This is a genomic window from Domibacillus sp. A3M-37, from assembly GCF_024213455.1.
Taxonomy (GTDB): Bacteria; Bacillota; Bacilli; order Bacillales; family Domibacillaceae; genus Domibacillus; species Domibacillus tundrae.
This window is the reverse complement of record NZ_JANAVL010000004.1, coordinates 116,064-142,856: the sequence shown is the minus strand read 5'-3', so window position 1 is coordinate 142,856 and position 26,793 is coordinate 116,064. Positions and strand designations below refer to the sequence as shown.

Genomic DNA, 26,793 nt, shown 5'->3' with positions numbered 1-26,793 from the left:
TTTTTCCTGCTTCCGCTGTCCATTTTCCGGAATTTACGCGCGTCTGTCAAATGTTCATTCCGCCGATAGATTACTTTCTGCATTTACAAACAACGGAGCGGTCAACGAAGCAGGTACCGGGGCGCCCGTTTCCATCTTCACATCCGGATGTCCTTCCACTTTTACAGCAATGCTGTCTATCTCCGCCGAAGCGGCGAGCGTCAGTGCGAGTGGCTTCAGCAAACTGCTGGAGACGAGTGCTTCGCCATTATTTTCTAAAATCGCGTCGCTAAATTGAAGCACCGCCCGTCCATTTTCCACAACTGGCGATGCAGCTAATTTTGCATCAGAAGGCCAGGTTGTCATAAGGCCGCTGCCAGGAACAGGCCCCTTGGCAAGTTCAGAAACAGAAGCAGCAATCAAATCAGTTGTTTGCGCTGAAATTCGCCGAGTAACCGGTACTAAATAAGGACCCTGTTCATTTTGAGCTGTAAAATAAACAGTAATGGGCTTTGTAGCACCGGTGTCTGTATAACCGGCTTTCATATTAATGCCATCTTCTCGTTTCATCCCGCCTGCCGCAATTGGCAAGCCCGCTTTTGGCATCGCGTCCAGTTTTTCTCCATTCAGCTTCAACTGAACGCGTTCAGCCTGTCCCATTCCTGTTACGGTCCATGTAATGGCCGCGGCAACTAGTTCTTCCTCTTCCGCCGGATAGTCTGAAAAAGCACCTGCTACACTGACAATGGCCGTTTTCCCTTTCAATTCAACATCTTGAATAATCGTTCCTTCCGGAAGTGGCGACTGAAACCCGGCTGGAGCAGTTCCTTCTGCTAATGCAAGAAGGGCGGCTTTTTCTTCATGCCCATTCGCTTCAATCGGCAGCACTTGCGGGACGAGCAGCCGATTTTGATCGACTACATACAGCTCCGCCATCACGGTTTCAGCAGCTGATGCAGGACTGTCTTCCCCTTCTTCTGTGTATACGACTTTTATCGGCAGTCCTTCTTCTGGTTCTCCTGCACAGCCTGACAGTATAAGCAGCATAGCCAGCCCACATTTTTTCCGCACGCAAACCGCCCCTTTCTTTATGCATTCATACAAATATATGCGGTCAAACGAAAAAAAGCCGGCATTATGCCAGCTGAATTTTTTTCGTATCCAATTGAATGTCGCCAAGCCAGTCAGCCGCAATGACATTAAATGATTTAATGCTTCCCGTTGTGAAAAAACGGTGTTTCGCCTGCTCATTTTCCGCAAGCATATCATTAAATTCCAGAATTGCACTGACACCACGTGCCGTTTCATCACCTGAACTGATCACGGATACATCCGGTCCCATATAATCCGCAATAATCGGTTCCAAAAGCGGATAATGCGTACAGCCTAATATAACCGTGTCTGACGGAGTTTTTTTAAACGGCTTAAGGGTTTGTGCAACAATTTGTTTTGCACGCTCACTCCGGTATTCTCCGCTTTCTACGAGCGGCACAAAATCGGGACAGGCAAGCGAGTACACTTCTGCACCTGGATCAATCGCTTTGATGGCTTTTTCATATGCACGGCTTTTCACTGTGCCGGTTGTTCCGAGCACGGCAATATGACGATTTTTCGTTTGCTTAATCGCTGCCCGGGCCCCCGGCTGAATAACACCGACGACTGGAATGGTCAGCTCACGTTTAATTTCATCGAGTACGACGGCTGTTGCCGTGTTACAGGCAATGACGAGCATTTTCATATCGTACTGCTCCAAAAAGCGGGTCATTTCCCATGTGAACTTTCGAACCTCTCCCGGCAAGCGCGGACCATACGGGCAGCGTGCGGTATCCCCTATATAATAAATCGTTTCTTTCGGCAGCTGACGCATCATTTCTTTTGCAACTGTCAGTCCGCCGACACCTGAATCAATGACTCCGATTGGTCTATTCAACACGTCCGCCTCATTCCACTTTCATTTCAATGTGCATTTTGTTTAAAAGAGCGTTTAATTGTGCTGTTTCTTTTTCCGAAAAGTTGTTCAGCACGCCTTCCACATATTCACGGCGCCTTTTAATGACATCTTTAATAATTTTTTCGCCTTCTTTAAGCAGGTGAATGCGGACGATGCGGCGGTCTTTCGTATCTCGGACCCGCTCAACAAGGGAAGTCTTTTCCATCCGATCGATGAGATCAGTCGTCGTGCTGCACGCCAGAAACATTCTGGATGACAGCTCCCCGATTGTCGTGTCTCCTTTTTCATATAATGAATGCAGCGCGATAAATTGCGGTGGTGTAATCTTATAATCATTTAAAATCTCGCGGCCTTTTTGCTTGATAATGCCGTCGATATGACGCAGGTTCCGCTCAATATCAGCGACAGCTTCTCCCGGGCTGCTTTGTATGAGAGACATTCATTTGCACCCTTTCATGTGAAAACAATATGCGATTCTTCGTCTATTTTCCTTGTTTTTTACGTAAAATGCAAGCAAGGGAAAAACCGTGCCGAGTGAATCGGCACGGCCATGATGCTATAGAGAAAGTTCTCCAATCCGAAGCAATTCGACAATAGCTTGCGCCCGCCCTTTGACGCCAAGCTTTTGAATGCCATTTGAAATGTGATTCCGTACCGTTTTTTCACTAATCCCTAGTTCTTCTGCAATATCATGAGTCGATTTACCATCAATAAGCCGCTTAAACACATCTTTTTCCCGTCTAGTCAAAATCAAAGCTGCCACACATATTGTCACCCTTTCAAAGAGCAGCCTGTTTCGGTTAGCCGCCGCTACACTATCATATGCGCACAGCCTTTAATTGGTTTTATGTGAGCAGCTGTTTTGTTTCATTATTAAAAGGAACCGGCCGGCCAGATACCTTGTCTATTTGTACAATTGTCCCGCGTCCCGTGAAAACCACTTCTTCTTTTTCATTTATTCCTTTATAGTGAATATCACACGATGACGTGCCAAATGAAGCCGTTTTCACATAGATTTTAAGATTGTCTCCATAAAAAACCTGCTTTATATAGTCACATTGCAAATCTGCTACAACGAATACTATGGAATCGTGGCCCCATTCTTTTTTCAAACCCTGCTCCTGTAAAAACTGAATACGCGCTTCTTCAAAATATTTGAAAGTAACCGTATTGTTTACATGACCAAGCATATCAATTTCTGAAAATCGAACGGTTACTGGCCAATAATACGTAAATGATTCAAACCATTTTGTCCAATCATCAATGTATGCAGGTATTCTCATAAAAATCCTCCTAATTAATTAATGAATGATCATTCATTTATGCTGTAAAGAAAACCTCCAGCACATGCTGGAGGTTCTGTTATTAATCTACCGCGTGGTCACTTCCAAAGAAGCTGCGGAAAGACTGCATTGTTGCTTCGCGGTTTAGCGCCGCAATCGACGTCGTTAATGGAATGCCTTTCGGGCAAGACTGTACACAGTTTTGCGAATTGCCGCAGTTGCCAAGACCGCCGTCTCCCATGATTGTCTCTAACCGCTCATCACGGTTCATTGCGCCTGTCGGGTGAGCATTAAATAAACGAACTTGTGACAACGATTGTGGGCCGATAAAGTTTGATTTGCTGTTTACGTTCGGGCATGCTTCTAAGCAGACGCCGCACGTCATGCATTTTGAAAGTTCATACGCCCATTGACGCTTCCGTTCCGGCATACGCGGTCCAGGGCCAAGGTCATACGTACCATCGATTGGCACCCATGCTTTTACACGCTTCAATGAATCAAACATACGGCTGCGATCTACTTGCAGATCACGGACAACCGGGAACGTATTCATTGGCGCTAAGCGAATTGGCTGTTCCAACTTGTCGACAAGTGCTGTACAAGACTGACGCGGTTTGCCGTTAATATTCATAGAGCACGCACCGCACACTTCTTCAAGGCAGTTCATATCCCAGTTAATGGGTGTTGTTTTTTCGCCTTTTTTATTCATCGGGTTACGACGGATTTCCATTAGTGCGGAAATGACGTTCATATTCGGGCGGTATTCTACTTCAAACTCTTCATCATACGGAGCAGAATCAGCGGCATCCTGACGGGTAATAATGAAGCTGATTGTTTTTTGCTCGCTCATTATTTCTCCTCCTTCTTCTTCGAGTAGTCCCGTTTACGCGGTGGAATAAGTGAGACATCAATCTCTTCATAATGGAAAGAAGGCGCTGTATTTTCACCTGTAAACGTGGCCATCGTTGTTTTCATAAATTCTTCGTCATTCCGTTCTGGGAAGTCCGGCTTGTAGTGTGCACCGCGGCTTTCATTCCGGTTTAACGCGCCGATTGTAATAACGCGTGCTAAATGAAGCATGTTTTTCAACTGACGGGTAAACATTGCCCCTTGATTGCTCCATTTTGCCGTATCATTAATATCGATGTTTTTATAGCGTTCTAAAAGTTCGACAATTTTATCGTCTGTCTGCTTTAATTTATCGTTGTAACGAACAACAGTTACGTTTGCCGTCATCCATTCGCCTAGTTCTTTGTGGATAACATAGGCATTTTCAGACCCTTTATTCAATGACATAATGCCATTCCATTTTGCTTCTTCTTGCTTCACATGGTGATCAAAAATGGAAGAAGAAACAGCATCAGCACTTTTTTCAAGACCACTAATGTAACGTACTGCATTCGGCCCTGCCACCATACCGCCATATATAGCGGAAAGAAGCGAGTTCGCACCGAGACGGTTTGCACCGTGCTGTGAGTAATCACACTCACCAGCTGCAAAAAGGCCTGGAATATTTGTCTGCTGCTCGTAATCTACCCACAAGCCGCCCATTGAATAATGGACCGCAGGGAAAATTTTCATTGGCACTTTACGCGGATCGTCACCCATGAATTTTTCATAGATTTCGATGATTCCGCCCAGTTTTACATCGAGTTCATGCGGATCTTTATGAGAAAGATCCAAGTACACCATATTTTCACCGTTAATACCGAGTTTTTGGTTCACACAGACATCAAAAATTTCACGTGTCGCGATGTCACGCGGCACAAGATTTCCGTAAGCTGGATATTTTTCCTCAAGGAAATACCAAGGCTTTCCGTCTTTGTACGTCCAAACCCGACCGCCTTCACCACGCGCCGATTCACTCATAAGACGGAGTTTATCATCTCCCGGAATGGCTGTCGGGTGAATTTGAATAAACTCACCGTTTGCGTAATTAACCCCTTGCTGATAGACAATTGATGCCGCTGATCCTGTGTTAATAATGGAATTCGTTGATTTCCCAAAAATAATGCCCGGACCGCCTGTCGCCATGATCACAGCGTCGCCAGGGAATGACTGAATATTCATTGTTGAAAGATTCTGTCCAACAATTCCACGGCAAATGCCTTCATCGTCAATAATGGCCCCAAGAAATTCCCATCCTTCATATTTCGTCACAAGACCCGCTACTTCAAAGCGGCGAACCTGCTCATCAAGTGCGTACAAAAGCTGCTGGCCTGTCGTCGCGCCAGCAAATGCTGTCCGGTGATGCTGCGTGCCCCCGAAACGGCGGAAATCAAGAAGTCCTTCCGGCGTCCGGTTAAACATAACGCCCATACGGTCAAGCAAATGGATAATGCCTGGCGCCGCTTCTGTCATCGCTTTAACAGGTGGCTGATTCGCTAAAAAATCGCCTCCATAAACCGAATCATCAAAGTGCTCCCAAGGAGAATCGCCTTCTCCTTTTGTATTCACAGCGCCGTTAATGCCGCCCTGCGCACAAACGGAATGAGAACGCTTTACCGGAACAAGCGAAAATAGCTCAACAGGCGTACCTGATTCCGCTGCTTTAATCGTAGCCATCAGACCGGCTAGCCCGCCGCCGACTACGATAACTTTACCTTTACTCATTGCGAGATCCACTCCCTTTTCAGTTCTATCTTTTATCTATCTGACAGAACTCAATTCATTGCCGGTTTTACACGAACGCAAAGATTGCGCGTAATCCGATAATTGATAAAGCAAAAAAGACAAATAGCGTTGCGTATGTAACGATTTGCTGCGAACGCGGTGATACAGCGATTCCCCAGCTCACACAGAACGACCATAAACCATTTGCAAAATGGAAGATCGCTGCGAGGACGCCAACTATGTAAAAGACAAGCATGAATGGATTCCCTAAAATGTTCTCCATCATTTGAAAGTTTACTTCTGCACCTAATGCAGCTTGAACCCGTGTTTCCCAAACGTGCCATGCGACGAAGATGAGTGTAACTACGCCTGACCAGCGCTGTAATACAAACATCCAGTTACGGAAGTAGCCGAAGCGCCCAACGTTATTTTTTGCTGTAAACGCGATATACAGTCCATAAATAGCGTGGAACAAAAGCGGCAGGAAGATAATAAACGTTTCTAGTACAAGCACAAACGGCAAGCTTGCCATAAATCCTGCAGCCTGATTAAACGCTTCTTCCCCTTTCGTCGCAAAATGATTGACGACTAAGTGCTGCGTCATAAATAGCCCGACCGGAATGACACCGAGCAATGAATGCAGCCTGCGGTAAAAAAACTCTCGATTGTCAGCCACCATTTCCCCCCCTTAATCTTGAAGCATTCGACAAATATTTTCATTATTCGCACACAGCTTCATCTACTACTCTTACGATGTGACAAGTACATTTTACTCCCATAAAGTATAAGCGTCAAGGAAAGGTGGGCACATTTTTGTCCGGCTTTTCATACGGAATATACTTTTTTTGACGCGGTCAATTGTATATAATAACGAGAGAGAAAGCGAGGAATTAACTTTGACTATTGAAAACGAAGAACAGAGACTGTCTGAAGCGAAGAATGCGTCTGTTTCTGTCTTTGGCTATGAATTGATCCGGGACGTTTTAATCGGCGATCTTTTGGGTTCGGATGCAGGTGATGTTTTATATTGGGGCGGAAAAGCGCTCGCACGGCGATTTCCGTGTACAGATACAGAAGAATTGTCCGCTTTTTTCCAAGAAGCCGGATGGGGCATGATTTACCTTATAAAAGAAACGAAAAACGAACGACTTTACCGGCTTTCCGGCGGGATGACTGAACGTCGTTTTAACGTGCAGACCAATCCTTCTTTCACATTGGAAAGCGGATTTGTCGCAGAACAGATGTCAGCGCATTTTGATAGAGAAGCGGAAGCCATTTGCCAATTACATAAAAAAAGCAAACATGTTGACATTACTGTAAAATGGGAATAGACCGCCTTTTAAGGCGGTCTATTTTATTTTTCTGCCAGGGCCGCGAGCAGAGCATCGGCTGTTTTTTCCGGAATGCCCGCAGCAATAATCTCTTCTTTTGACGCTTCTTTTAGCTTTTTCAACGAACCAAACGTTTTCAGCAGCTGTTTTTTTCGCTGTGGTCCAACGCCTTCAATGTCATCTAAAATGGACTGAAATGCTCCTTTCCCACGAAGTTGCCGGTGGAATGTAATCGCAAACCGGTGTACTTCATCTTGAATGCGCTGAAGCAAATAAAAAGCCTGGCTGTTATGCATAAGCGGCACAATTTGCAACGGATTTCCGTAAAGCAGCTGGGATGTACGGTGGCGATCATCTTTGGCGAGACCTGCAATCGGAATATCGAGTCCGAGTTCATTCAATAAAATGTCGCGCGCTGCTTCAATTTGTCCTTTTCCCCCATCGATAATAATCAAATCAGGCAATGGCAAATGATCACGTAAAACGCGGGTATAACGGCGGCGGATGACTTCGCGCATCGAGCCGTAATCATCCGGTCCGGTGACTGTTTTAATTTTATATTTCCGGTATTCTTTTTTCTCTGGTTTTCCATCGATAAATACGATCATCGCTGATACAGGTGCTGTTCCTTGTATGTTTGAGTTATCAAACGCCTCGATTCGAAGCGGTATATGAATACGCATTGCCTCTCCAAGCTGTTCGGCTGCTTTGATGGTACGTTCTTCGTCCCGGTCAATCAGCGCAAATTTTTCCCGCAGGGCAGCTTTTGCATTGTTTTTCGCAAGCTCAACGAGTTCTTTTTTCTTGCCTCGCTGCGGCTTCGTTATCGGCACGCCAATAAGCTGACCGGCAAGATCCGCGTCGACGGCATCCGGCAGCAAAATCTCTTTTGGCTTAAAATGCTCCGGCGCTTCATAAAAACGACCGAGAAAGGTGAGAAATTCTTCTTCCGGTTCGCTGTAAACCGGAAACGTGGATACATCCCGCTCAATTAAACGCCCCTGCCGCACGAAAAACACTTGGACACACATCCAGCCTTTATCCACTGTATAGCCAAATACATCACGATCTGTCAGATCAGCCATATTGATTTTTTGCTTTTCCATCAATGTATCGATATGGGACATTTGGTCCCGGTATTCTTTTGCTCGTTCAAATTCGAGTTTTTCTGCCGCTTCCATCATTTTTGCTTCTAACGCTTTTTTTACGTCCTGATGGCCGCCATTTAAAAACCGGGTTATTTCCGCTGCCATCTCTTTATATGTTTCATTGGGAACATTCTTCACACAAGGAGCAAGACACTGCCCCATATGGTAATACAAACAAACCCGGTCCGGAAGCGTAGAGCATTTACGCAGAGGATAGAGCCGGTCTAACAGCTTTTTCGTTTCAGACGCCGCGTACGCATTTGGATAAGGACCGAAATATTTCGCTTTGTCTTTTTTTACTTTTCTCGTAATGATTAAACGAGGGTGCCGTTCCGCTGTCAGCTTAATAAACGGATAGCTCTTGTCGTCTTTGAGCATGATATTATATTTCGGATCGTACTTTTTAATTAAATTCAGCTCTAAAATAAGCGCTTCGAGATCAGACGACGTAATAATGTATTCAAAATCAACAATCTCGCTGACGAGCCGTGTCGTCTTAGCATCATGTGAGCCGGTAAAATACGAGCGGACACGATTTTTCAGCACTTTTGCCTTGCCGACATAAATAATGGTCCCCTGCCGGTCCTTCATTAAATAACAACCGGATTCATCCGGTAAAAGAGCCAGTTTATGCTGGATCAGTTCATTCATAAGATGCACCTCTTTTGGTAAGAAAAGCGGAAGGCGCCTGCTTATCATCGGCTAATGAAACAAAAGCTAAGAACGCGGCATCGTGCCGACGCGCTTCAACGCTGCCAGTCGCCCGACTAGATCATCCGGATCGTCGCAACGCTTTTGCGACCCACATCATGTAGGCCTCCGATGGCACCTAAAGCTAGACATTATACAAAAAAAACGCCCCGGTGTATCGGGACGCCTCTCATTTTATTACGCGTTGCGGTTGATTAGCTCTTCAAGCGCTTCTTTCGGCTGGAAGCCGATAACTTTGTCGACCGGCTGTCCATCTTTAAACAAAATCAGCGTCGGAATGCTCATTACGCCGTATTCGCCAGCTGTCTGCTGATTTTCGTCAACGTCAAGCTTTACGATTTTCACTTTGTCGCTCATTTCAGAATCTAATTCTTCCAATACTGGAGCAATCATTTTGCACGGTCCGCACCAAGGTGCCCAGAAGTCCGCGAGAACGAGTCCGCTTCCTGTTTCAGTTGAGAAGTTTGCATCAGTTGCTTTTACGATTGCCATGTATAAATACCTCCTAAAGTTTCTAAATCATATGGAAAGTATATCACCGTTTTTTTGCGTTAGCTATTATTTTGCTTATCCACTAAAAAAACAGCCTCAAACTTAGAGGCTGCCCGCTTTTACTTTTTTAAATTCTTCTGTCAGCATCGGTACCACTTCAAATAAGTCCCCGACTATGCCATAATCCGCCAATTTAAAAATCTCCGCTTCCGGATCTTTATTAATGGCAACAATGACTTTTGAATTAGACATCCCCGCTAAATGCTGAATGGCGCCGGAAATGCCACATGCAATATACAAATCTGGCGTGACAACTTTGCCGGTCTGGCCAATTTGCAGGGAATAATCACAGTAGTCCGCGTCACACGCGCCTCGTGAGGCTCCAACTGCGCCGCCAAGCACATTGGCCAATTCTTTTAACGGCTGAAATCCTTCTCCACTTTTCACGCCGCGCCCGCCGGCAATGATCACTTTCGCTTCGGATAAGTCGACTCCATCTGTTGATTTGCGAACGACATCTTGAATGATCGTGCGCAAATCCGATATAGAAGCGGATACAGAAGAAACATCACCAGAACGAGTGTCATCTTTTTGAAGCGGCTCAATGTTATTCGGACGGATAGTCGCAAACAAAAGACCGTCTTCCACCATGATTTTTTCAAATGCTTTGCCGGAATAAATAGGCCGGGTAAAAAGAACATCCCCATTTTCTTCACTAATTGATGTCGCATCAGAAATGAGGCCGGTGCCAAGTTTTGCTGCTATTTTTGGGGATAAATCTTTTCCAAGAGCTGTATGTCCAAACAAAATCCCATCTGGCTGTTCTTGTTCGATGACCGCCAGCAGCGCTTGGGCAAACCCATCGGATGTATAGTGACCAAGCTTTTCATTTTCTACAGTCAGCACACGGTCTGCTCCGTATTGAATCATTTCCTGGGCGAGTGACTGGACGGAATCGCCAATCAGCACGCCAAGTACTTCACCGCCCTGAGCAGCTGTTTTTCCTGCTGCAATGGCTTCAAACGACACGTTGCGGAGTTGTCCTTCACGTGTTTCTCCAAGTACAATTACTTTTTTTGACATGATAATCCCCCCTATAAAAAATCAAATGACTTTTGCTTCAGAACGGAGCAGTCCAGCCAGTTCTTTTACTTGATCGGATAAGTCCCCTTCAAGCACACGGCCGGCTGCTTTTTCAGGAGGCATAAAAATATCAATTGTTTTCGTTTTTGACGCTACATCAGCTTCCTCTAAATCCAAATCATCCAGTTCCAGTTCCTCCAGCGGCTTTTTCTTCGCTTTCATAATGCCTGGCAATGAAGGATAGCGTGGTTCATTCAATCCCTGCTGGCAAGTAACTAGAAGCGGCAATGATGTACTGATTTTTTCCGAGTCGCCTTCTACATCCCGCGTAATCGATACATCAGCTCCATTCACCTCAATGTCTGTTATAGTCGTTACATATGGAATACCGAGACCCTCTGCCACTCGCGGACCAACCTGGCCGCTTCCGCCATCTATAGCGACATTCCCAGCTAAAATCAAATCCACTTCTTTGTCCTTTAAATACTGGGTCAAAATTTTAGCGGTTGTGTATTGATCCCCTTCATCAAGGTCTTCCTCTGAATTAATCAGAACCGCTTTATCTGCCCCCATTGCAAGTGCGGTCCGCAGCTGCTTTTCGGATTCATCGCTGCCGACTGTAATAACTGTCACTTCACCGCCATGCTCATCACGAAGCTGGATGGCTTCTTCTACGGCGTATTCATCGTACGGATTAATAATAAATTCGGCTCCATCCTCTTGAATGCGCCCGTCTGAAATCGAAATTTTTTCCTCTGTGTCAAATGTTCTTTTCAGCAATACATACAAGTTCATTTGATTCCCTCCCCATTTGTTCAGACACTTACCTTGCCAGAAAATCCGTTCAGCAGCATTTTTGTGACGTCGCCCGCTGATGCGGCTAAATCATATTTTTGATCATTCATGATCCATGTTGTAATCATTTCATCCAGCGTCCCGAAAATCATCTGCCGGGCAAGCCGGATATTCAGTCCATCATTGAATTCCCTATTTTCAACACCTGTTTGCAAAATCTGATCAATCAGCAGCAAATATTCTTTTAGCACCTCATTGATTTTCAGACGAAGCTCCTTATTTGACTGACGCAGTTCAAGCTGTGTGACGACTGCCAAATGCGGATCTTCTTTCAAAAGTGTAAAGTGGTTTTGTACAAGTAGTTCAAGCTGCTCAGCTGCCGTTTGTTTCGCTTGAATGCTTTCGGATGTTTTTGCTACGAATGTACCCATTTTTTCTTGAAATAATGAAATTAAAATATCTTCTTTATTTTTAAAATATAAGTAGATGGTTCCATCTGCCACACCGGCCTGCCGGGCTATTTTTGACACTTGCGCCTGGTGGTAGCCGTTTTCAGCAATTGCGATAACAGCGGCATCGATGATTTGATGGTATTTTGGTTTATTCTTTTTCATAAAACAAGCCGCCTTCCTGTAAAATCAATAATGAATGATCATTCATTCATGCACTTATCTTACCTTCATTTATTGATTTCGTCAAGCAGGCAGCCTATTCCATCAACTTATTTTTTCGGCTTTTTGTTTTTCTTCATCAATAAGTACGCGCCGCAGGATTTTTCCGACAGCTGTTTTTGGCAGTTCTTCACGGAACTCATAAATGCGTGGAACTTTAAATGCCGCTAAATGCATACGGCAATAGTCGTCAAGATCTTTTTCCGTTACGTGCCGCCCTTCTTTTAAGACAATAAATGCCTTGACCGTTTCACCGCGGTACGGGTCAGGAGCACCGACAACAACTGCTTCCTGGATTGCATCGTGTTCATATAATATCTCCTCAACATCACGCGGATAAATGTTGAAGCCGCCTGCAATAATCATGTCTTTTTTTCGGTCAATGATATAAAAATGTCCTTCTTCATCCATGTAGCCGATATCTCCCGTTAAAAACCAGCCATCTTTAAATGACTGCTCCGTTTCTTCCGGACGGTTCCAATAGCCTTTCATCACTTGTGGTCCCCTAACAGCAATTTCTCCTTTTTCACCCGGCTTCTCCACTGGCTTTCCCGTCTCCATCGATAAAATGACCGCATCTGTATCCGGCCACGGAACGCCAACACTCCCTTTAATACGATTACCCCAAATGAAATTCGCATGTGTCACAGGTGATGTTTCTGTCAAGCCGTATCCTTCAACCAGTTTTCCACCTGTTACCTGTTCAAATTTTTGCTGCACCTCCACCGGCAGTGGTGCGGAGCCGCTAATACACGCATCGATGGATGACAAATCATATTTGCTAATATTCGGATCATTTAACAAGCCGATATAAATCGTCGGGGCACCTGGAAAAATAGTTGGCTTTTGTTTTTGAATTGTTTTTAACGTCGTTTTCACATCAAACTTCGGCAGCAGTACCATTTTATAGCCTTGCATGACACCTAAGATCACAACAGTTGTCATGCCGTATACATGGAAAAATGGAATGACACCGAGCAGGGTTTCTTCTCCGGGACGATATTTGTACATCCAAGCGCTGCACATCGAAGCGTTCGCTACAAGATTTTTATGCGTTAAAATGACGCCCTTTGGAAAACCCGTCGTGCCGCCAGTATACTGTAGAACGGCTGGATCATTTTCCACATCCATTTGGAGCGCTTCTTCATTCACAGCCGTTTCTTCCATAATCTTCGTAAAAAGGTGATTGTTGTTTCGATTTTCAATGTGGACAACAAGACCGCTTTGCTTTTTTTGAACAAATGGATAAATGATGTTTTTCGGGAATGGCAGATAATCTTTGATAGCGGTTACAATCACATGTTCTAAGTTTGTGTTCCGAATGATTTTCTGAACACGCGGGTAAAGCAGATCGAGGACAATCATCATTTTTGCGCCACAGTCTTTCAACTGGTACTCTATTTCCCGTTCTTTATAAAGCGGGTTAAACTGGACAACAATTGCCCCGGCATATAAAACACCATAAAAGCTGATGACCGCCTGCGGTGTATTCGGCAGCATGATGGCCACGCGGTCTCCTTTTTGAATCCCCAATTTTTTTAAATAGGCCGCCAGTTTCAATGCAGATTCATGCAGCTCTTTGTAGGACAGTTCTTTGCCGAGAAACTGAATCGCTGTTTTGTCCGCATACTCGGCAGCGGCTTTCGTTAAAAACAATGGCAGCGGCTGATCCGGATACGAGAGTGTTTCAGGAATTTCTTTTGGATAATGAGCAAGCCACGGTTTTTCAGACATCTTCATCCACCCCTTTGTGAGAAGAATTCATACTACTTCTAGTATAGTGAATAATGATTCATTTTTCAAGAAAAGAAAAAAGCATCCGGGCCTGCAAAATACAGATCCAGATGCTTGCGCGGTTTTTCATCCATTCATGACCATATAAATTACGCCAATAATTAAAAAAGCCGCACAAAAACCGATTAATACTTTTGCCAAAGTTTCCATACTTACGTTCCTCTTTTCTTTACAACAAAGCAGCACCGATCATATAGGACAGCCCTGCTGAAATAACGAATGAAATAAAACCGACGGCACGGTTGTCCCGCTCGATTTCTTTATCGACATTAAAGCTCGGGGTGAGAAACTCAAACATAAAATAGCCGGTTAACAGCAGAATAAAGCCGAAGATGCCCCATCCCGCCATTGTTAAAACTGAATCATTGTGCAAGATTGAATGGCGGAATACGTTCGCAATGCCAAATATTTTGCCGCCGGTTGCCATCGCGACCGCCATGTTGCCATTTTTAATTTCCTCCCAGTTTCGGTACGATGTCACCAGTTCAAAGACAGCCAAACACATAATAATGCAGATCGTCGCAACGCTGTAATAGCCGGCCAGCTGCACGTATTGATTTTCCCAGAAACCTGTCATAACTAGGCCCCCTTATTTCAGTTCAGCGATTGTGACGCCAAGGCCGCCCTCGCCAGACCCACCAAATCGAATATTTTTTACCATCCGATGTTTTGTTAAATAACCGCGCACGCCTTTCATGAGAGCGCCCGTACCTTTTCCGTGAATGATCGATACTTGATGATAACCAGCTAAAAGTGCATCGTCCAAATACTTTTCAACCCGCTTCAGCGCGTCTTCATACCGTTCACCGCGTAGATCAAGTTCAGATGAAACATGAAAATCTTTGCCGCGAATCGTCGCAATTGGCTTCGGTTCTTTCTTTTTCTCCGATTTTACAAATTGCATGTCGGGTTCTGCTACTTTCATTTTAATGATACCCATTTGCACGACCCATTCATCGCCGGCCGCTTTTTCAATAATGCTGCCTTTTTGGCCAAAGCTGATCACTTTTACTTCGTCACCTGGCTTCCATTGCCGCTTCGCAGATTCAATGACTGGTTTTTTCGTTTTCTGCTCTGGCACTGCGCTTTCCAGCCTTTTTCTTGCTTCAATAAGCTCATGCTCTTTTACGCCCGCCCCACCGGCCAGGCGGAGGGCGCGCAGCTCTCTCATCACTTCTTCTGCTTCCACCCGCGCCTTTCCAACAATTTCTGCAGCTTCGGCACGAGCCTTTTCTTCCATTTTTTCTTTTTGCTCATGGTAGGCAATCACTTCTTTTTGCAAATCCCGGTGCAGCTTTTCCGTATCACGCAAATACTCACGTGTTTCTTGTTCATGTTGTTCCGCTTGTCTGCGGCTTGAATCGAGTGCCGCAATCATGTTGTCAACTTCATGTGAATCTGCGCTGATCATGTTTCGGGCATTTTCAATAATCTCCGGATCAAGGCCGATCCGTTTTGAAATTTCAAACGCGTTGCTTCGGCCTGGAATGCCAATTAGCAATCGGTACGTTGGGCTGAGCGTTTCGACGTCAAACTCTACACTCGCATTAATAACACTTTCTCGATTGTATCCGTATGCTTTTAGTTCTGGATAGTGCGTCGTCGCGATAATGCGGGCGCCACGTGCAATCACTTCATCCAAGATCGAGATCGCCAGCGCCGAGCCTTCCTGCGGATCAGTTCCTGAACCAAGCTCGTCAAATAAGACAAGGCTTTCATGGTCGATTTCTTTTAAAATGCCGGCAATATTCACCATATGGGAAGAGAACGTACTTAAATTTTGTTCAATCGACTGCTCATCGCCAATGTCGGCGAATACCGATTGAAAAATCGCCGTTTCCGACCCGTCCTCGGCCGGGATAAATAAGCCGGACTGCGCCATAAGAACCGAAAGACCAGTCGTTTTCAGGGTGACAGTTTTCCCCCCGGTATTCGGCCCGGTAATGACGATAGCCGTATAGTCTTTGCCAATTTCAATGTCGCTCGCTACTGCTTCATCTGCCGGCAGCAGGGGGTGGCGCGCTTGAATATAATGAATATACCCATCTTCATTAATAAGCGGCTTTGTCGCATTCATGGAGCGGGCAAATTTCCCTTTTGTAAAAATAAAGTCGATTTCTGAGAGCATCTTCGTCATCGTGAACAAGCCCGGCGCATGTTCAGCCGTTTCCGCTGACAAATCACGTAAAATCTTTTCGACTTCATATTGTTCTTTCACTGTCAGCTCGCGCAGTTCATTGTTTAAACTCACCACAGACGCCGGTTCAATAAACAGCGTCTGACCCGAGGAAGACTGGTCATGCACGATCCCACCGTAATGAGACCGATATTCCTGCTTAACCGGAACCACATACCGGTCGTTTCGTATCGTTACAATCGCATCTGAAAGCATTTTTTGTGCGCTTTGTCCGCGCGTTAAGCTTTCAAGCTTTGACCGGATCCGTGACTCAGCAGACCGCATCCCGTGACGAATGTGGCGCAATGTATCACTTGCTGAATCCAATACACGTCCGTTTTCATCTACCGTATGTTTAATTTTGTGCTCAAGGTCTGTCAATACCGGAATGACTGCTGTTTTCTCCGGTAAAATGCGCAGCGTCACTTGCCCTTCCGAACGAACGTCTTCAATAAATTTGCGAATGTGACGGCTCGCTCCAATGGTGCTTGCGATCCGCATTAGTTCTACGCCGCTTAAGACACCGCCGATTTGGGCCCGCTTGGCATGAGGACGGATATCATAAATACCGGCGAGCGGCACATTTCCCTTAATCCGGATGACAGCCGCCGCTTCTTCTGTTTCATCAAGCCAGCGCTGCACTTCCTCCGCATTATGCGACGGCTTTAATTCTTCCGCAAACGACCGGCCGACTTCAGACGAAGCATGGCCGGCCAGTTTTGCGATAATTTTATCAAATTCAAGTGTTGCAAGCACTTTTTTGTTCAAATGGTTTCGACTCCTTTAAGGGCATCAAATGCTGCGCAAAAAAGAAAGGAATTCGTCTTTCGGCCAGGTGTTAATCACCATCTCCGGCCGCAGCCATCCTTTTCTGCCCGCACTTGCGCCTGTTTCCATAAATTCAAGATGCTCGATCGCATGCGCATCTGTATTGATCATAATTTTTGCGCCTGCTTCCTGTGCCATTTTCAAATGAACAGCAGATAAATCAAGCCGGTATGGATTTGCGTTCAGCTCAAGGGCTGTGTTCGTTTCTGCCGCGAGCCGAATGAGCTCCTCCATGTCGACCGGATAGCCATCCCGGCGGCCGATAATACGCCCGGTCGGATGAGCAATGAGCTTCACATATGGGTTATAAAGCGCTGTTTTAAGCCGCTCCATTATTTGCTCCTGTGGCTGCGAAAAGCTTGAATGAATGGATGCGATAACAAAATCAAGCTGTTTCAGCACCTCATCTTCATAATCGAGCGTGCCATCCGGTAAAATATCCATTTCAATTCCGGATAATACCTCAATGTCATTGAATTTCGCATTCCACTCCTTGATTTCTTCATTTTGGCGGATGAGCCGTTCGATGGACAATCCGTTCGCCACTTTCAAGTACTGGGAATGATCGGTAATCGCCATATATTCATATCCGCGCGCACGGCACGCTTCAATCATTTCTTCAATAGAAAACGCGCCATCCGACCAGGCTGTATGTATATGAAGATCACCTTTTATGTTTGAGAGCTGAACGAGTGTTCCTTCTTCATATTTATCTGTCTCGGTGCCGTCTTCCCGAATTTCCGGCGGGAAAAACGGAAGCCCCAGATGGTGGTAGAGTGCTTCTTCGCTGTCAAAGGTTTTAACGCTTCCATCCGGCTGCTCAATCCCATATTCGCTTACTTTCTCATTGCGTTCTTTCGCAATTTGGCGAATTTTCACGTTATGGTCTTTCGAGCCGGTAAAATGGTGGAGTGCGCTGGCAAACTGATCCGGCAACACAATCCGGAAGTCAATCGATAAATCAAAGTCTCCTTCAATAATAACTGACACTTTTGTCGGACCGGCGGCAATCACTTCTTTTATATCCAGCATGGCAAGAAGATGTTCTTTTACTTTTTCCGGCTGCTCCGTTGCTACTATAAAATCGAGATCTTTTACTGTTTCACGCAATCGACGCAAGCTGCCTGCCCGTGAAAAACCGTTAATTTCAGCTAGACTGTCCAAATAACCTTCAATACGCTCTGCGATCGGCAGTACGTACATGATCGGCAGACGGTCCGGCTGCGTGCCTGACTTTTCAACAGCCGCAAGAATTTTCTCTTCTGTTTTCGCACCAAATCCGGCAAGAGCCTGCACGCGGTTCTCTTCACACGCAGTTTTTAATTCGATCATGTTCGTAATGCCAAGTTCTTTATATAGTTTGGCAATTTTCTTGCCGCCAAGACCCGGCAGTCCTAAAAGTGCCATGAGCCCTTCAGGCACTTCTCCAGACAGTTCTGTCAGCACCGTCGATTCTCCCGTTTCAATATACTCTGTAATAACAGCGGCAGTTCCTTTTCCGATTCCCGATAATTTCGTCACGTCATCAATCTCAGAAAGGCTGCGTTCATCCTGTTCAAGCGCTGCTGCCGCTTTTCGGAATGCGGATATTTTAAATGGGTTGTCTCCTTTTAACTCCATGTAAATCGCAATTTTTTCAAGCAATTGAATAATATCTTTTTTATTTACCATTCATGTCACCTGCTTTTCTTTAATAGTAGCAGAAAAAAACTTCTCTACCAAATAGGAGAGAAGTTTTTCAGCCGTTGACGGCATTCCGGTTTTTCATGTGGCTTAATTCCATTTTCATCTGCTCTAATTCTTCTTCCATCTTTAAGTAATCATTCACCATATTAACAGCCGTCAGCACCGCAATTTTCTGCGTATCGAGCGAAGCATTACGGCTGCCGAGTTCACGCATTTTGTCATCAACCATTTCCGTTACACAGCGAATATGGTATTCTGATTCAGTTCCGATAATCGTATACTGATTTCCGTAAATGTCAACTGTTAGGCGAGTCTTTTGTCCATCCGACAAATGCAAGGCCCCCATTTCTGTTGCAATTCTGTTATATATCATACCATGAGTTATTTACCGTGAAAAGGAAGAAAGTCTGGAGGATGTCGAATTGAGTCATACTGTGCTTGTTGTAAACAACGATACATTACAAAAAATGAAGAACTATTATGGTGTTCCGGCCACTCTGCCCGCTGGAGCTGTCTTTGCCGCTAAAAGGGATGGCTGTTCTGTGACAGGCTACCGTTCAGGAAAAGTGCTATTTCAAGGGAAAAATGCGGAGCGAGAATCAGCAAAATGGGACGGGCAAACAGCCAAACCAAAACCAAAAAAACCTTCAGCACCAAGCGGAAATCTGCCGGATGGTTTTGCAGGGATGTCAGTGATCGGGAGCGATGAAGTCGGAACAGGCGATTATTTTGGTCCGATCACGGTCGTCGCCGCTTTTGTCGAAAAAAGCCGGATTGCAGAGCTGAAAGCACTTGGGGTCCGGGATTCAAAAGATATGAAAGACCCTGAAATTGTGTTAGTTGCAAAAAAACTGTTGAAAGATATTCCGTACAGCCTGCTTATTTTACGAAATGAAAAGTATAATGATTTACAAGAAAGCGGCATGTCACAAGGAAAAATCAAAGCAATCTTGCACAATCAGGCGCTCGGCAAGCTTCTTGATAAGATCGCGCCCGAAAAACCAGAAGCTGTGCTCATTGACCAATTTGCCGAAAAGCCGATTTATTACCGCCACTTAACAGGACAGAAAAATATCGTGCAGGAAAACGTCTTTTTCAGCACGAAAGGCGAAAGCATTCATAGTTCGGTTGCCGCTGCCTCCATTTTAGCGCGTTATGCATTCTTAAAAGAAATGGACATATTGTCTGAAAAAGCAGGTTTTCCCATTCCAAAAGGCGCCGGTTCCATTGTGGACAAAGCGGCGGCCCGGCTGATTCAAACATACGACGAAAGCGTTCTGCGCCCCTTTACGAAGCTTCATTTTGCCAATACGGAAAAAGCGAAACGGATTGTCAGAGGTCTTTAATTCCTTTAATTAGCCGGCGGGGTCATCCTTCAAATAATATAAATAGGCTGTGCAAAAGGAATGTTTTATCCCTCTGCACAGCCCATTTACTTTATGCCCGCAAATCTGCGTCTGCTTTTTCCTTCAGCGCGGCAAGCACTTTTTCATGCACCGCAGTGACTTCTTCGTCTGTTAATGTTTTGTCCGGATTGACATATGTTAAAGCGAATGCGACAGATTTCTTGCCTGCTTCCATCCGGTCTCCTTCGTATACATCAAACACGTGGACGTTCGTCAGCAGCGATCCGCCTGCTTCTTTAATGATTCCTTCGAGCGATGCAGATTCAACTGTTCTGTCCACAACGAGCGCGATATCACGGCTGATGAATGGAAAGCGTGGAATTGGCACGTACGCTAAGTCTTTACGCGCAGCATTTAATAAAACATCCAGCTTTAATTCAAATAAATACGCTTCTTTTAAATCGACTTCTTTCGCAAATGACGGATGAAGCTGGCCGATCACACCGATTGGCTGCTCATCGAAAAGAACACTCGCTGTCCGGCCTGGATGGAATCCTTCCGGTGCTGCTTTTTGGAATGACAACCGGTCCATTAAGCCTAGGCGTGCGGCCACTCCTTCAATGACACCTTTGACGGTGAAGAAATCAGCTGCTTTTTTCTCTCCTTGCCATAAATGCTCCTGCCACATTCCCGTTATAATACCGGCAAGTCGTTCCTCTTCTTTCGGCTGTACATTTTCGCCTTCATTTAAGTAAACAGAACCTGTTTCGTATAAAGCGACAGAGCCCATTTGACGGGCACTGTTGTACGCAGCCGCTTCCACTAAATGCGGCAGCAGGCTCTCACGCAAGTACGCACGTTCTTCACTCATCGGCATCGCAAGCGCGACTGGCTTGCGTTTCTCAAGCGAAAATTGAGCCGCCCGTTTTTCGGATGTTAACGAATATGTGACCGCCTGATTGAATCCGGCGCCTTCTAAATAACGGCGGACAACGCGGCGGCCGAGCTGGTAAGGTGATAATCCGCCTGGCAGCGATTCTCCTTCCGGCAGTGTGAGCGGAATGTGGTCATATCCGTAAAGACGCGCCACTTCTTCCGTTAAATCTTCCGGAATGGTAATATCACCGCGTCGCGTCGGTACTGTTACGGTAATTTCATCGCCATTTGTTTCAGTCGTAAACTTCAGACGGCTGAAAATGTCTTCGACGCCGCCCATTTGCAGCTCTGTGCCAAGGCGCGTATTCAACCGATCAAGCGTAATCGACACTTTTTTAGGTTCAGGTGCATATTCGCCTGCAATAACACTATCAGAAAGAACAGTTCCGCCTGCAAGCTCCGTCATGAGTTCGGCCGCCCGATCACATGATGCCTGCACGCGAGCAGGATCCACGCCTTTTTCAAAGCGGGCACTTGCTTCTGAACGAAGCCCGTGTGCTTTTGAAGCGGCGCGAACGATCTGGCTGTCAAAATAAGCAGACTCAATCAATACGTTGACAGTCTGTTCTGTTACTTCTGAATTGGCGCCGCCCATCACGCCGGCAAGCGCAATAGGCTCTTGGCCGTTTGTAATAACAAGCTGTTCTGCTGACAGTGTGCGTTCTGCGTTATCAAGCGTGACAAATTTCTCGCCTTCCTCTGCACGGCGAACGACGATTTCACCTGTTTGAAGCCGGTCAAGGTCAAACGCATGGAGCGGCTGCCCATATTCCATCAATACGTAGTTTGTAATGTCCACGACGTTGTTATGTGGACGTACGCCAGCGTTCATAAGAAGCGTCTGCATCCAAAGCGGCGATGGGCCGATTTTCACACCTTTCACAACACGGGCGACGTAAAGCGGATTGTCTTCTGGCGCGTCAATGCGAATTTGAATCGCATCAGATGCCTGCTCATCCGCTTCAACCGGATTTGGTTCCGGCAATTTTACATTGCGTCCTAAAATCGCTGCGACTTCATACGCAACACCAATCATACTTAGGGCATCGGAGCGGTTTGGCGTTAGTGATAATTCTAAAATCGCATCGTCTCGGTTTAACGCAGCGAGTGCATCTTCTCCCGGCGTTACGTCGTTCGGGAAGTTAAAAATGCCTTCAGCGTATTCTTTCGGATTCAAGCGGCTTTCAATACCCAGTTCTGACAGCGAGCAAATCATGCCGTTTGATTCTTCGCCGCGTAGTTTTGCGCGTTTAATTTTAAAATTGCCTGGCAATACCGCACCGGTTCTTGCCACCGCTACATATTGACCGGCATCCACATTTTTTGCGCCGCAAATAATTTGGACCGGCTCTTCTTCACCCACATCAACAAGGCATTTGCTTAATTTATCGGCATTCGGGTGCTGCTCGCGCGTTTTCACGTAGCCGACGACAATGCCTTTCATTTCAGCAGCAGGCATTTCCACGCCTTCCACTTCAATACCGGCACGCGTAATTTTTTCAGCCAGTTCTTCCGGCGTCTGATCGGCAATGTCAACATATTGTGACAGCCATTTATATGAAACAAACATGTGTGAATTCCTCCTTATTCGTGTACAGAAAATTGCTGCAAAAAGCGAAGATCGTTCGTGTAAAAATGGCGTATGTCATCAATGCCGTATTTCAGCATCGCAATGCGTTCCTGCCCCATGCCAAAAGCAAAACCGGAATATACCGTTGAATCAAAGCCAGCCATTTCAAGTACATTCGGATGTACCATGCCGGCACCAAGCACTTCAATCCAGCCGGTCCCCTTGCAAATCGAACAGCCTTTGCCGCCGCACATGCAGCTGACATCGACTTCAACCGATGGCTCTGTAAAAGGGAAAAAGCTTGGACGAAGACGGATTTCGCGGTCCGTGCCGAACATTTTTTTCGCAAAAGCATCCAGTGTGCCTTTCAAGTCGCTCATGCGGATGTTTTCACCGACAACAAGCCCTTCAATTTGGTTGAATTGATGAGAATGCGTCGCGTCATCGCTGTCGCGGCGGTATACTTTACCTGGACAAATAATTTTCACTGGTCCTTTGCCTGCATGTTTCAGCATCGTTCGCACTTGGACAGGTGACGTATGCGTACGCATTAAAAGTTCCGGCGTAATGTAGAATGTATCCTGCATGTCGCGTGCTGGGTGACCTTTTGGCAAATTGAGCGCTTCGAAGTTGTAATAATCCTGTTCCACTTCCGGTCCTTCCGCTACTGTATAGCCCATGCCAATAAATAAATCTTCAATTTCTTCTGTCACGCGTGTCAATGGATGATGGCCGCCAAGCTTCACCGGACGGCCTGGCAATGTCACATCAATCGACTCTTCTGCCAGCTGCTTTTGAATCGCTTCTGATTCAAGCGATACTTGTTTTGTTTCAATCGCTTTTGTGATCGCTTCACGGACGACATTCACAAGCGCGCCCATTTTTGGACGTTCTTCTGCTGTAAGCTTTCCCATGCCTTTTAATACTTCTGTAACCGGCCCTTTTTTGCCGAGATACGCGATACGCACGTCATTCAGTTCTTTTAAATCCTGCGCTGCCGCTGCTTTCATAACCGCTTCTTCCTGCAGCCCTCTTAACTGTTCTTCCACGTTTTTTCCTCCTTTTTGGCAACAAAAAAAGCCCCGTTCCCGGAAAGGGACGAGGCTTCTGATATCGCGGTACCACCCTTTTTAACGCGCAAAAAAACACGCGTTCACTTCATTCAGATAACGGTAAAAACCGGTGTGCCTTTACACAAAAGTGGTCCAAGCACCGGCTCGGGAGGTGAACTTCGGCCATTTCTTTTTAAAAATGCTTTCAGTCTGGGCATTTTCTCTCTAAAAAAAGAAGGATGGCGTACTTTTCTCCGTCATTGCCTTTTGGTTATCAAATTTATACTTACTTATTATAGACAACCCATTTTTGAAATTCAATTGTTTTCCCGAAAATGATACAGAAGAATGCCGGCAGCAACCGCGACATTAAGTGATTCACTTTGACCATAAATCGGAATGTACACATTTTTTGTCGTGATGCCCAAAAGCTCCTGACGCACACCGCTGCCTTCGTTGCCGACAATGAGCGCGAACGGACCCGGATTTGTTTCGCGGTAATCAACAGCGCCTTCAAGTGCTGTGCCATACACGGGAACGTTGCGGCTATTCAATTCCACGATCGCATCCATTAAGTCCATTGACATAACAGGCAGATGAAAATGGCTTCCCTGCGCCGAACGAAGCACTTTTGGATTGTACAGGTCGCCTGATCCATGACCAAGCAAAACGGCATCAAGCCCTGCCGCATCAGCCGTTCGAATCATTGTACCAATGTTACCCGGATCCTGCACGGCATCGAGCAGCAAAAATGTCGTTCCATCCGGTAAATCTACTGTTTCCTGCTTTCTGCATAACGCAAAAACGCCTTGTCCATTTTCCGTATCAGACAGCTTTTTTGCGACATCAGCAGAAATCATCGTCACGTTCAAATCGTCCACATTCCAGGATGCCGGAGGAACTGCTTCTTCGGACAAAAGCAGTTCCTCTATATATTCTTTATGACGAAGTGCTTCTTCAACAAGATGAAACCCTTCAAGTAAATAAAGGCCGGTTTTATCCCGTTCTTTTTTTGTCCATAACTTATTCAGTTGTTTTATATGTGTATTGTTCGCGGATTGGATATAATTCACGGTCATTCTCCTTTCACCGCATTCATTATAGCATTTTTCTGTATAATGGGCGCCGCTATGGTGAAAATAACAGAAACGAGGAGGGATGAACATGAATTTGCGAGGCGCAGTGATTCAAAATTTAAATGGTCAAAATCCAAATGAATTGTCAGAAGTGATCCAAGATGCGATTTCAACCGGCGAAGAAAAAACACTGCCAGGTCTTGGTGTTATGCTGGAACTATTCTGGAAAAAAAGCACAACCGAAGAACAAAAAGTCGTGTTAGAGCGCATGTCGTCCGCTCTGCAATAACAGGAAAAAACCGCTCACAGCGTTGTGAGCGGTTTTGTTTTAGTCAAATGTAATTGTATTAACTGTGTCACGGTCCAAACGAAGAATGACTTCTCCGAGAAGCTTCACTGCATTCTCGTAATCATCCCGGTGAAGCATCGCAGCATGAGAATGAATGTAGCGCGTCGCAATCGTCACCGACAGAGTAGGGACGCCATTTGCCGTCATATGAATTTCGCCGGAATCTGTTCCGCCTCCCGCCATTGAATCATATTGGTATGGGATGTTAAGCTCATCTGCAACATCCGTCACGAAATCGCGCAATCCTTTATGCGAAACCATCGATGCGTCGTACAAGATAATTTGTGGCCCTTTACCCATTTTACCCATCGCTTCTTTTTCTGTTACACCTGGCGTGTCACCGGCAATCCCGACATCAACACCAAACGCGATATCCGGCCCAATTTGGTGAGCGGACGTTTTCGCACCGCGTAAACCAACTTCTTCCTGTACTGTTCCAACGCCATATACAACGTTGGCATGCTGTTTATTCTGTACGTATTTCATGACGTCAATCGCAATCGCACAGCCGATTCGATTATCCCACGCTTTTGCAAGCAGCATTTTTTCATTGTTCATGACCGTAAATTCAAAATACGGCACGACCATATCACCTGGACGAATACCCCATTCAGTTGCTTCCTCACGGCTTGATGCACCGATATCGATGAACATATCTTTAATATCAACTGGTTTTTTGCGTGCTTCTGCCGGCAAAATGTGCGGCGGTTTTGAACCGATCACACCCGTCACATCGCCTTTACGCGTGACGATTGTGACACGTTGTGCGAGCATCACCTGGCTCCACCATCCGCCAACCGTTTGAAAACGAATAAACCCTTTGTCATCAATACGTGTGACCATAAAACCGACTTCATCCAAGTGACCGGCTACCATAATTTTTGGACCGTTCGCATCACCTGTTTTTTTTGCGATTAAGCTGCCTAGCCCGTCTGTTGTCACTTCTTCGGCAAATGGTTCGATGTATTTTTGCATGACATCGCGCACTTCACGCTCGTTGCCGGCAATACCTTTTGCATCAGTTAATTCTTTTAACATGGTTAACGTTTGGTCAAGTTTCTTCATTAATACACTCCCCTTTTTTATTAATAGCCCGATTGCTGTCGTTCGTAGTTTACTTCATTTTTGGCGATATATGCCCGTTCAACTTCATCAGATGAAAAGCCAAGCATATCTCCTAATGCAAAATAGCGGTTCAGGAGCAGCCCATAATCACCTTCTGATTTTGTTTTTTGAAAAGTGTGAACGGATTCCATCACATGTAAGAACTGCACCGTTGCTGTTTCAGCCGATACTTCTTTTTCAGGCTCCGCTCTATTATTTGTTAAAAGGCCAAGTGATAAAATAAAATGAACACCATCGACAAATTCTTCTAAAATGACATTTCGTTCGGACGGCCCTTTTTTGCTCCAAAATTTAAAACAGCGCGTCTCATTGGCCAATTCGCCTATTTCTACCAGCAATGCCAGCACCTTTTGATCAAACAAATCGACGCCTTTCAAGTCATGACCTTTTTTTATGTATTCATCAAGTCCCCGCTGCATGTTATACAATTTTTCAATATTCAAATCGCAGTTCCTCCAGTCATTGCGAGAAGTAATAAATCAATTACAGCTAAAGCCGGCATGCCATATTTAAAAGCGTTATGCTTTGTTTTGTGGCGATATGTCTGCATGGCGATAAAGCCACCGGGTGCACCGCCTAATAAGGCCAATAGCCAAAGTGTTCGTTCTCTCGTCCGATACTGATTTTTCCGTGCTTTTTTCTTATCGTTCGCCATGGTGACGTACGTGATAAAGTTAATCGCTATAAAATAAATAAAAACAATAGACACTGCCGCACCTCCTCATCTATTTTAGCAAACTTACTGCGAAAGCGCATAATTTGTGCACACTTGGAAGGATTTGCGTCCATTCATTATAA

Annotated in this window: 28 protein-coding genes and 1 other annotated feature; of the genes, 4 read left to right on the top strand and 24 right to left on the bottom strand. The window is 45.5% G+C overall.

All coding sequences use genetic code 11. The features are described 5' to 3' along the window. Window positions 1-54 precede the first annotated feature (54 nt). The 8 genes from NLX67_RS09055 to NLX67_RS09020 form a co-directional block, all read right to left on the bottom strand. Window positions 55-1,050 carry a GerMN domain-containing protein gene (locus NLX67_RS09055; protein ID WP_046178621.1) on the bottom strand — a complete coding sequence of 332 codons (996 nt, stop codon included), beginning with the start codon at window positions 1,048-1,050 and terminating at the stop codon, window positions 55-57. Between the two features lie 64 nt (window positions 1,051-1,114). Beyond that, window positions 1,115-1,909: a glutamate racemase gene (gene racE, locus NLX67_RS09050; RefSeq protein ID WP_256519733.1), complete on the bottom strand. Its 795-nt coding sequence runs from the start codon at window positions 1,907-1,909 to the stop codon at window positions 1,115-1,117. A gap of 10 nt (window positions 1,910-1,919) precedes the next feature. After that, window positions 1,920-2,369, bottom strand: a complete 450-nt coding sequence (locus tag NLX67_RS09045) for a MarR family winged helix-turn-helix transcriptional regulator (RefSeq protein WP_046178619.1) — start codon at window positions 2,367-2,369, stop codon at window positions 1,920-1,922. A 117-nt stretch (window positions 2,370-2,486) separates the two neighbouring features. Next, window positions 2,487-2,693 carry a helix-turn-helix domain-containing protein gene (locus tag NLX67_RS09040; RefSeq protein WP_156153950.1) on the bottom strand — a complete coding sequence of 69 codons (207 nt, stop codon included), beginning with the start codon at window positions 2,691-2,693 and terminating at the stop codon, window positions 2,487-2,489. Window positions 2,694-2,775: 82 nt separating this feature from the next. After that, window positions 2,776-3,213, bottom strand: a complete 438-nt coding sequence (locus NLX67_RS09035; RefSeq protein ID WP_046178617.1) for an acyl-CoA thioesterase — start codon at window positions 3,211-3,213, stop codon at window positions 2,776-2,778. Between the two features lie 82 nt (window positions 3,214-3,295). Then, entirely contained in the window at window positions 3,296-4,063 is a 768-nt protein-coding gene (gene sdhB, locus NLX67_RS09030; protein ID WP_046178616.1) for a succinate dehydrogenase iron-sulfur subunit, read from the bottom strand. After that, complete coding sequence (gene sdhA, locus NLX67_RS09025; RefSeq protein WP_046178615.1) at window positions 4,063-5,826, bottom strand: succinate dehydrogenase flavoprotein subunit; 1,764 nt, start codon at window positions 5,824-5,826, stop codon at window positions 4,063-4,065. The genes sdhB and sdhA overlap by 1 nt, the downstream gene beginning before the upstream one ends. A 67-nt stretch (window positions 5,827-5,893) precedes the next feature. Then, the gene (locus NLX67_RS09020; protein WP_046178614.1) at window positions 5,894-6,502 is read right to left on the bottom strand and encodes a succinate dehydrogenase cytochrome b558 subunit; all 609 of its coding nucleotides are present in this window, start codon (window positions 6,500-6,502) and stop codon (window positions 5,894-5,896) included. 220 nt (window positions 6,503-6,722) lie between these two features. Between NLX67_RS09020 and NLX67_RS09015 the strand changes: the two genes are divergently transcribed. Further along, window positions 6,723-7,157 carry a YslB family protein gene (locus NLX67_RS09015; RefSeq protein ID WP_052728298.1) on the top strand — a complete coding sequence of 145 codons (435 nt, stop codon included), beginning with the start codon at window positions 6,723-6,725 and terminating at the stop codon, window positions 7,155-7,157. A 23-nt stretch (window positions 7,158-7,180) separates the two neighbouring features. Here NLX67_RS09015 and uvrC read toward each other — a convergent pair whose 3' ends face one another. Beyond that, on the bottom strand, window positions 7,181-8,956 hold the full coding sequence (gene uvrC / locus NLX67_RS09010) for an excinuclease ABC subunit UvrC (protein ID WP_046178613.1): 1,776 nt from the start codon (window positions 8,954-8,956) through the stop codon (window positions 7,181-7,183). 14 nt (window positions 8,957-8,970) lie between these two features. Here uvrC and NLX67_RS09005 point away from each other — a divergent pair, with 14 nt between their 5' ends. Continuing rightward, window positions 8,971-9,120 carry a hypothetical protein gene (locus NLX67_RS09005; protein WP_254311464.1) on the top strand — a complete coding sequence of 50 codons (150 nt, stop codon included), beginning with the start codon at window positions 8,971-8,973 and terminating at the stop codon, window positions 9,118-9,120. A gap of 73 nt (window positions 9,121-9,193) precedes the next feature. On the opposite strand, the gene trxA is transcribed toward NLX67_RS09005, so the two are convergent. The 9 genes from trxA to zapA form a co-directional block, all read right to left on the bottom strand. After that, window positions 9,194-9,508: a thioredoxin gene (gene trxA, locus NLX67_RS09000; protein ID WP_046174009.1), complete on the bottom strand. Its 315-nt coding sequence runs from the start codon at window positions 9,506-9,508 to the stop codon at window positions 9,194-9,196. Between the two features lie 102 nt (window positions 9,509-9,610). Beyond that, a complete protein-coding gene (locus NLX67_RS08995) occupies window positions 9,611-10,591 on the bottom strand; it encodes an electron transfer flavoprotein subunit alpha/FixB family protein (protein WP_254311461.1) in 981 nt (326 codons plus the stop codon). A gap of 21 nt (window positions 10,592-10,612) precedes the next feature. After that, window positions 10,613-11,386, bottom strand: coding sequence for an electron transfer flavoprotein subunit beta/FixA family protein (locus NLX67_RS08990; protein ID WP_254311459.1), 774 nt, complete (start codon window positions 11,384-11,386; stop codon window positions 10,613-10,615). Between the two features lie 20 nt (window positions 11,387-11,406). Further along, complete coding sequence (locus tag NLX67_RS08985; protein WP_046178610.1) at window positions 11,407-12,000, bottom strand: fatty acid metabolism transcriptional regulator FadR; 594 nt, start codon at window positions 11,998-12,000, stop codon at window positions 11,407-11,409. Window positions 12,001-12,102: 102 nt separating this feature from the next. Beyond that, the gene (locus tag NLX67_RS08980) at window positions 12,103-13,791 is read right to left on the bottom strand and encodes a long-chain-fatty-acid--CoA ligase (RefSeq protein ID WP_254311457.1); all 1,689 of its coding nucleotides are present in this window, start codon (window positions 13,789-13,791) and stop codon (window positions 12,103-12,105) included. Between the two features lie 229 nt (window positions 13,792-14,020). Beyond that, window positions 14,021-14,428 carry a DUF350 domain-containing protein gene (locus NLX67_RS08975; RefSeq protein ID WP_046178608.1) on the bottom strand — a complete coding sequence of 136 codons (408 nt, stop codon included), beginning with the start codon at window positions 14,426-14,428 and terminating at the stop codon, window positions 14,021-14,023. A 12-nt stretch (window positions 14,429-14,440) separates the two neighbouring features. Beyond that, complete coding sequence (locus NLX67_RS08970) at window positions 14,441-16,795, bottom strand: endonuclease MutS2 (protein WP_046178607.1); 2,355 nt, start codon at window positions 16,793-16,795, stop codon at window positions 14,441-14,443. A 24-nt stretch (window positions 16,796-16,819) separates the two neighbouring features. Next, window positions 16,820-18,526 (bottom strand): DNA polymerase/3'-5' exonuclease PolX, encoded by a 1,707-nt coding sequence (polX, locus tag NLX67_RS08965; protein ID WP_254311455.1) that lies wholly within the window; start codon window positions 18,524-18,526, stop codon window positions 16,820-16,822. 67 nt (window positions 18,527-18,593) lie between these two features. Next, complete coding sequence (zapA, locus tag NLX67_RS08960; protein ID WP_046178605.1) at window positions 18,594-18,872, bottom strand: cell division protein ZapA; 279 nt, start codon at window positions 18,870-18,872, stop codon at window positions 18,594-18,596. 91 nt (window positions 18,873-18,963) lie between these two features. On the opposite strand from zapA, the gene rnhC reads away from it, so the two are divergent. Further along, the gene (rnhC, locus tag NLX67_RS08955; protein ID WP_046178604.1) at window positions 18,964-19,887 is read left to right on the top strand and encodes a ribonuclease HIII; all 924 of its coding nucleotides are present in this window, start codon (window positions 18,964-18,966) and stop codon (window positions 19,885-19,887) included. 91 nt (window positions 19,888-19,978) lie between these two features. On the opposite strand, the gene pheT is transcribed toward rnhC, so the two are convergent. The 3 genes from pheT to NLX67_RS08940 form a co-directional block, all read right to left on the bottom strand. Next, window positions 19,979-22,393, bottom strand: a complete 2,415-nt coding sequence (gene pheT, locus NLX67_RS08950; RefSeq protein WP_254311453.1) for a phenylalanine--tRNA ligase subunit beta — start codon at window positions 22,391-22,393, stop codon at window positions 19,979-19,981. Between the two features lie 14 nt (window positions 22,394-22,407). Then, window positions 22,408-23,403, bottom strand: a complete 996-nt coding sequence (gene pheS / locus NLX67_RS08945) for a phenylalanine--tRNA ligase subunit alpha (RefSeq protein ID WP_256519742.1) — start codon at window positions 23,401-23,403, stop codon at window positions 22,408-22,410. An 81-nt stretch (window positions 23,404-23,484) separates the two neighbouring features. Beyond that, window positions 23,485-23,715, bottom strand: a binding site (T-box leader). A gap of 47 nt (window positions 23,716-23,762) precedes the next feature. Then, window positions 23,763-24,518, bottom strand: coding sequence for a TrmH family RNA methyltransferase (locus NLX67_RS08940; RefSeq protein ID WP_156153949.1), 756 nt, complete (start codon window positions 24,516-24,518; stop codon window positions 23,763-23,765). A 91-nt stretch (window positions 24,519-24,609) separates the two neighbouring features. Between NLX67_RS08940 and sspI the strand changes: the two genes are divergently transcribed. Further along, window positions 24,610-24,810 (top strand): small acid-soluble spore protein SspI, encoded by a 201-nt coding sequence (sspI, locus tag NLX67_RS08935; protein ID WP_082091445.1) that lies wholly within the window; start codon window positions 24,610-24,612, stop codon window positions 24,808-24,810. A gap of 39 nt (window positions 24,811-24,849) precedes the next feature. On the opposite strand, the gene NLX67_RS08930 is transcribed toward sspI, so the two are convergent. The 3 genes from NLX67_RS08930 to NLX67_RS08920 are packed head-to-tail and all read right to left on the bottom strand — an operon-like array spanning window position 24,850 to window position 26,704. Further along, window positions 24,850-25,935: a M42 family metallopeptidase gene (locus NLX67_RS08930; protein ID WP_046178599.1), complete on the bottom strand. Its 1,086-nt coding sequence runs from the start codon at window positions 25,933-25,935 to the stop codon at window positions 24,850-24,852. 20 nt (window positions 25,936-25,955) lie between these two features. Next, a complete protein-coding gene (locus NLX67_RS08925; protein ID WP_254311452.1) occupies window positions 25,956-26,438 on the bottom strand; it encodes a dUTP diphosphatase in 483 nt (160 codons plus the stop codon). Further along, window positions 26,435-26,704: a DUF1294 domain-containing protein gene (locus tag NLX67_RS08920; protein WP_082091444.1), complete on the bottom strand. Its 270-nt coding sequence runs from the start codon at window positions 26,702-26,704 to the stop codon at window positions 26,435-26,437. The genes NLX67_RS08925 and NLX67_RS08920 overlap by 4 nt, the downstream gene beginning before the upstream one ends. Window positions 26,705-26,793: the final 89 nt, after the last annotated feature.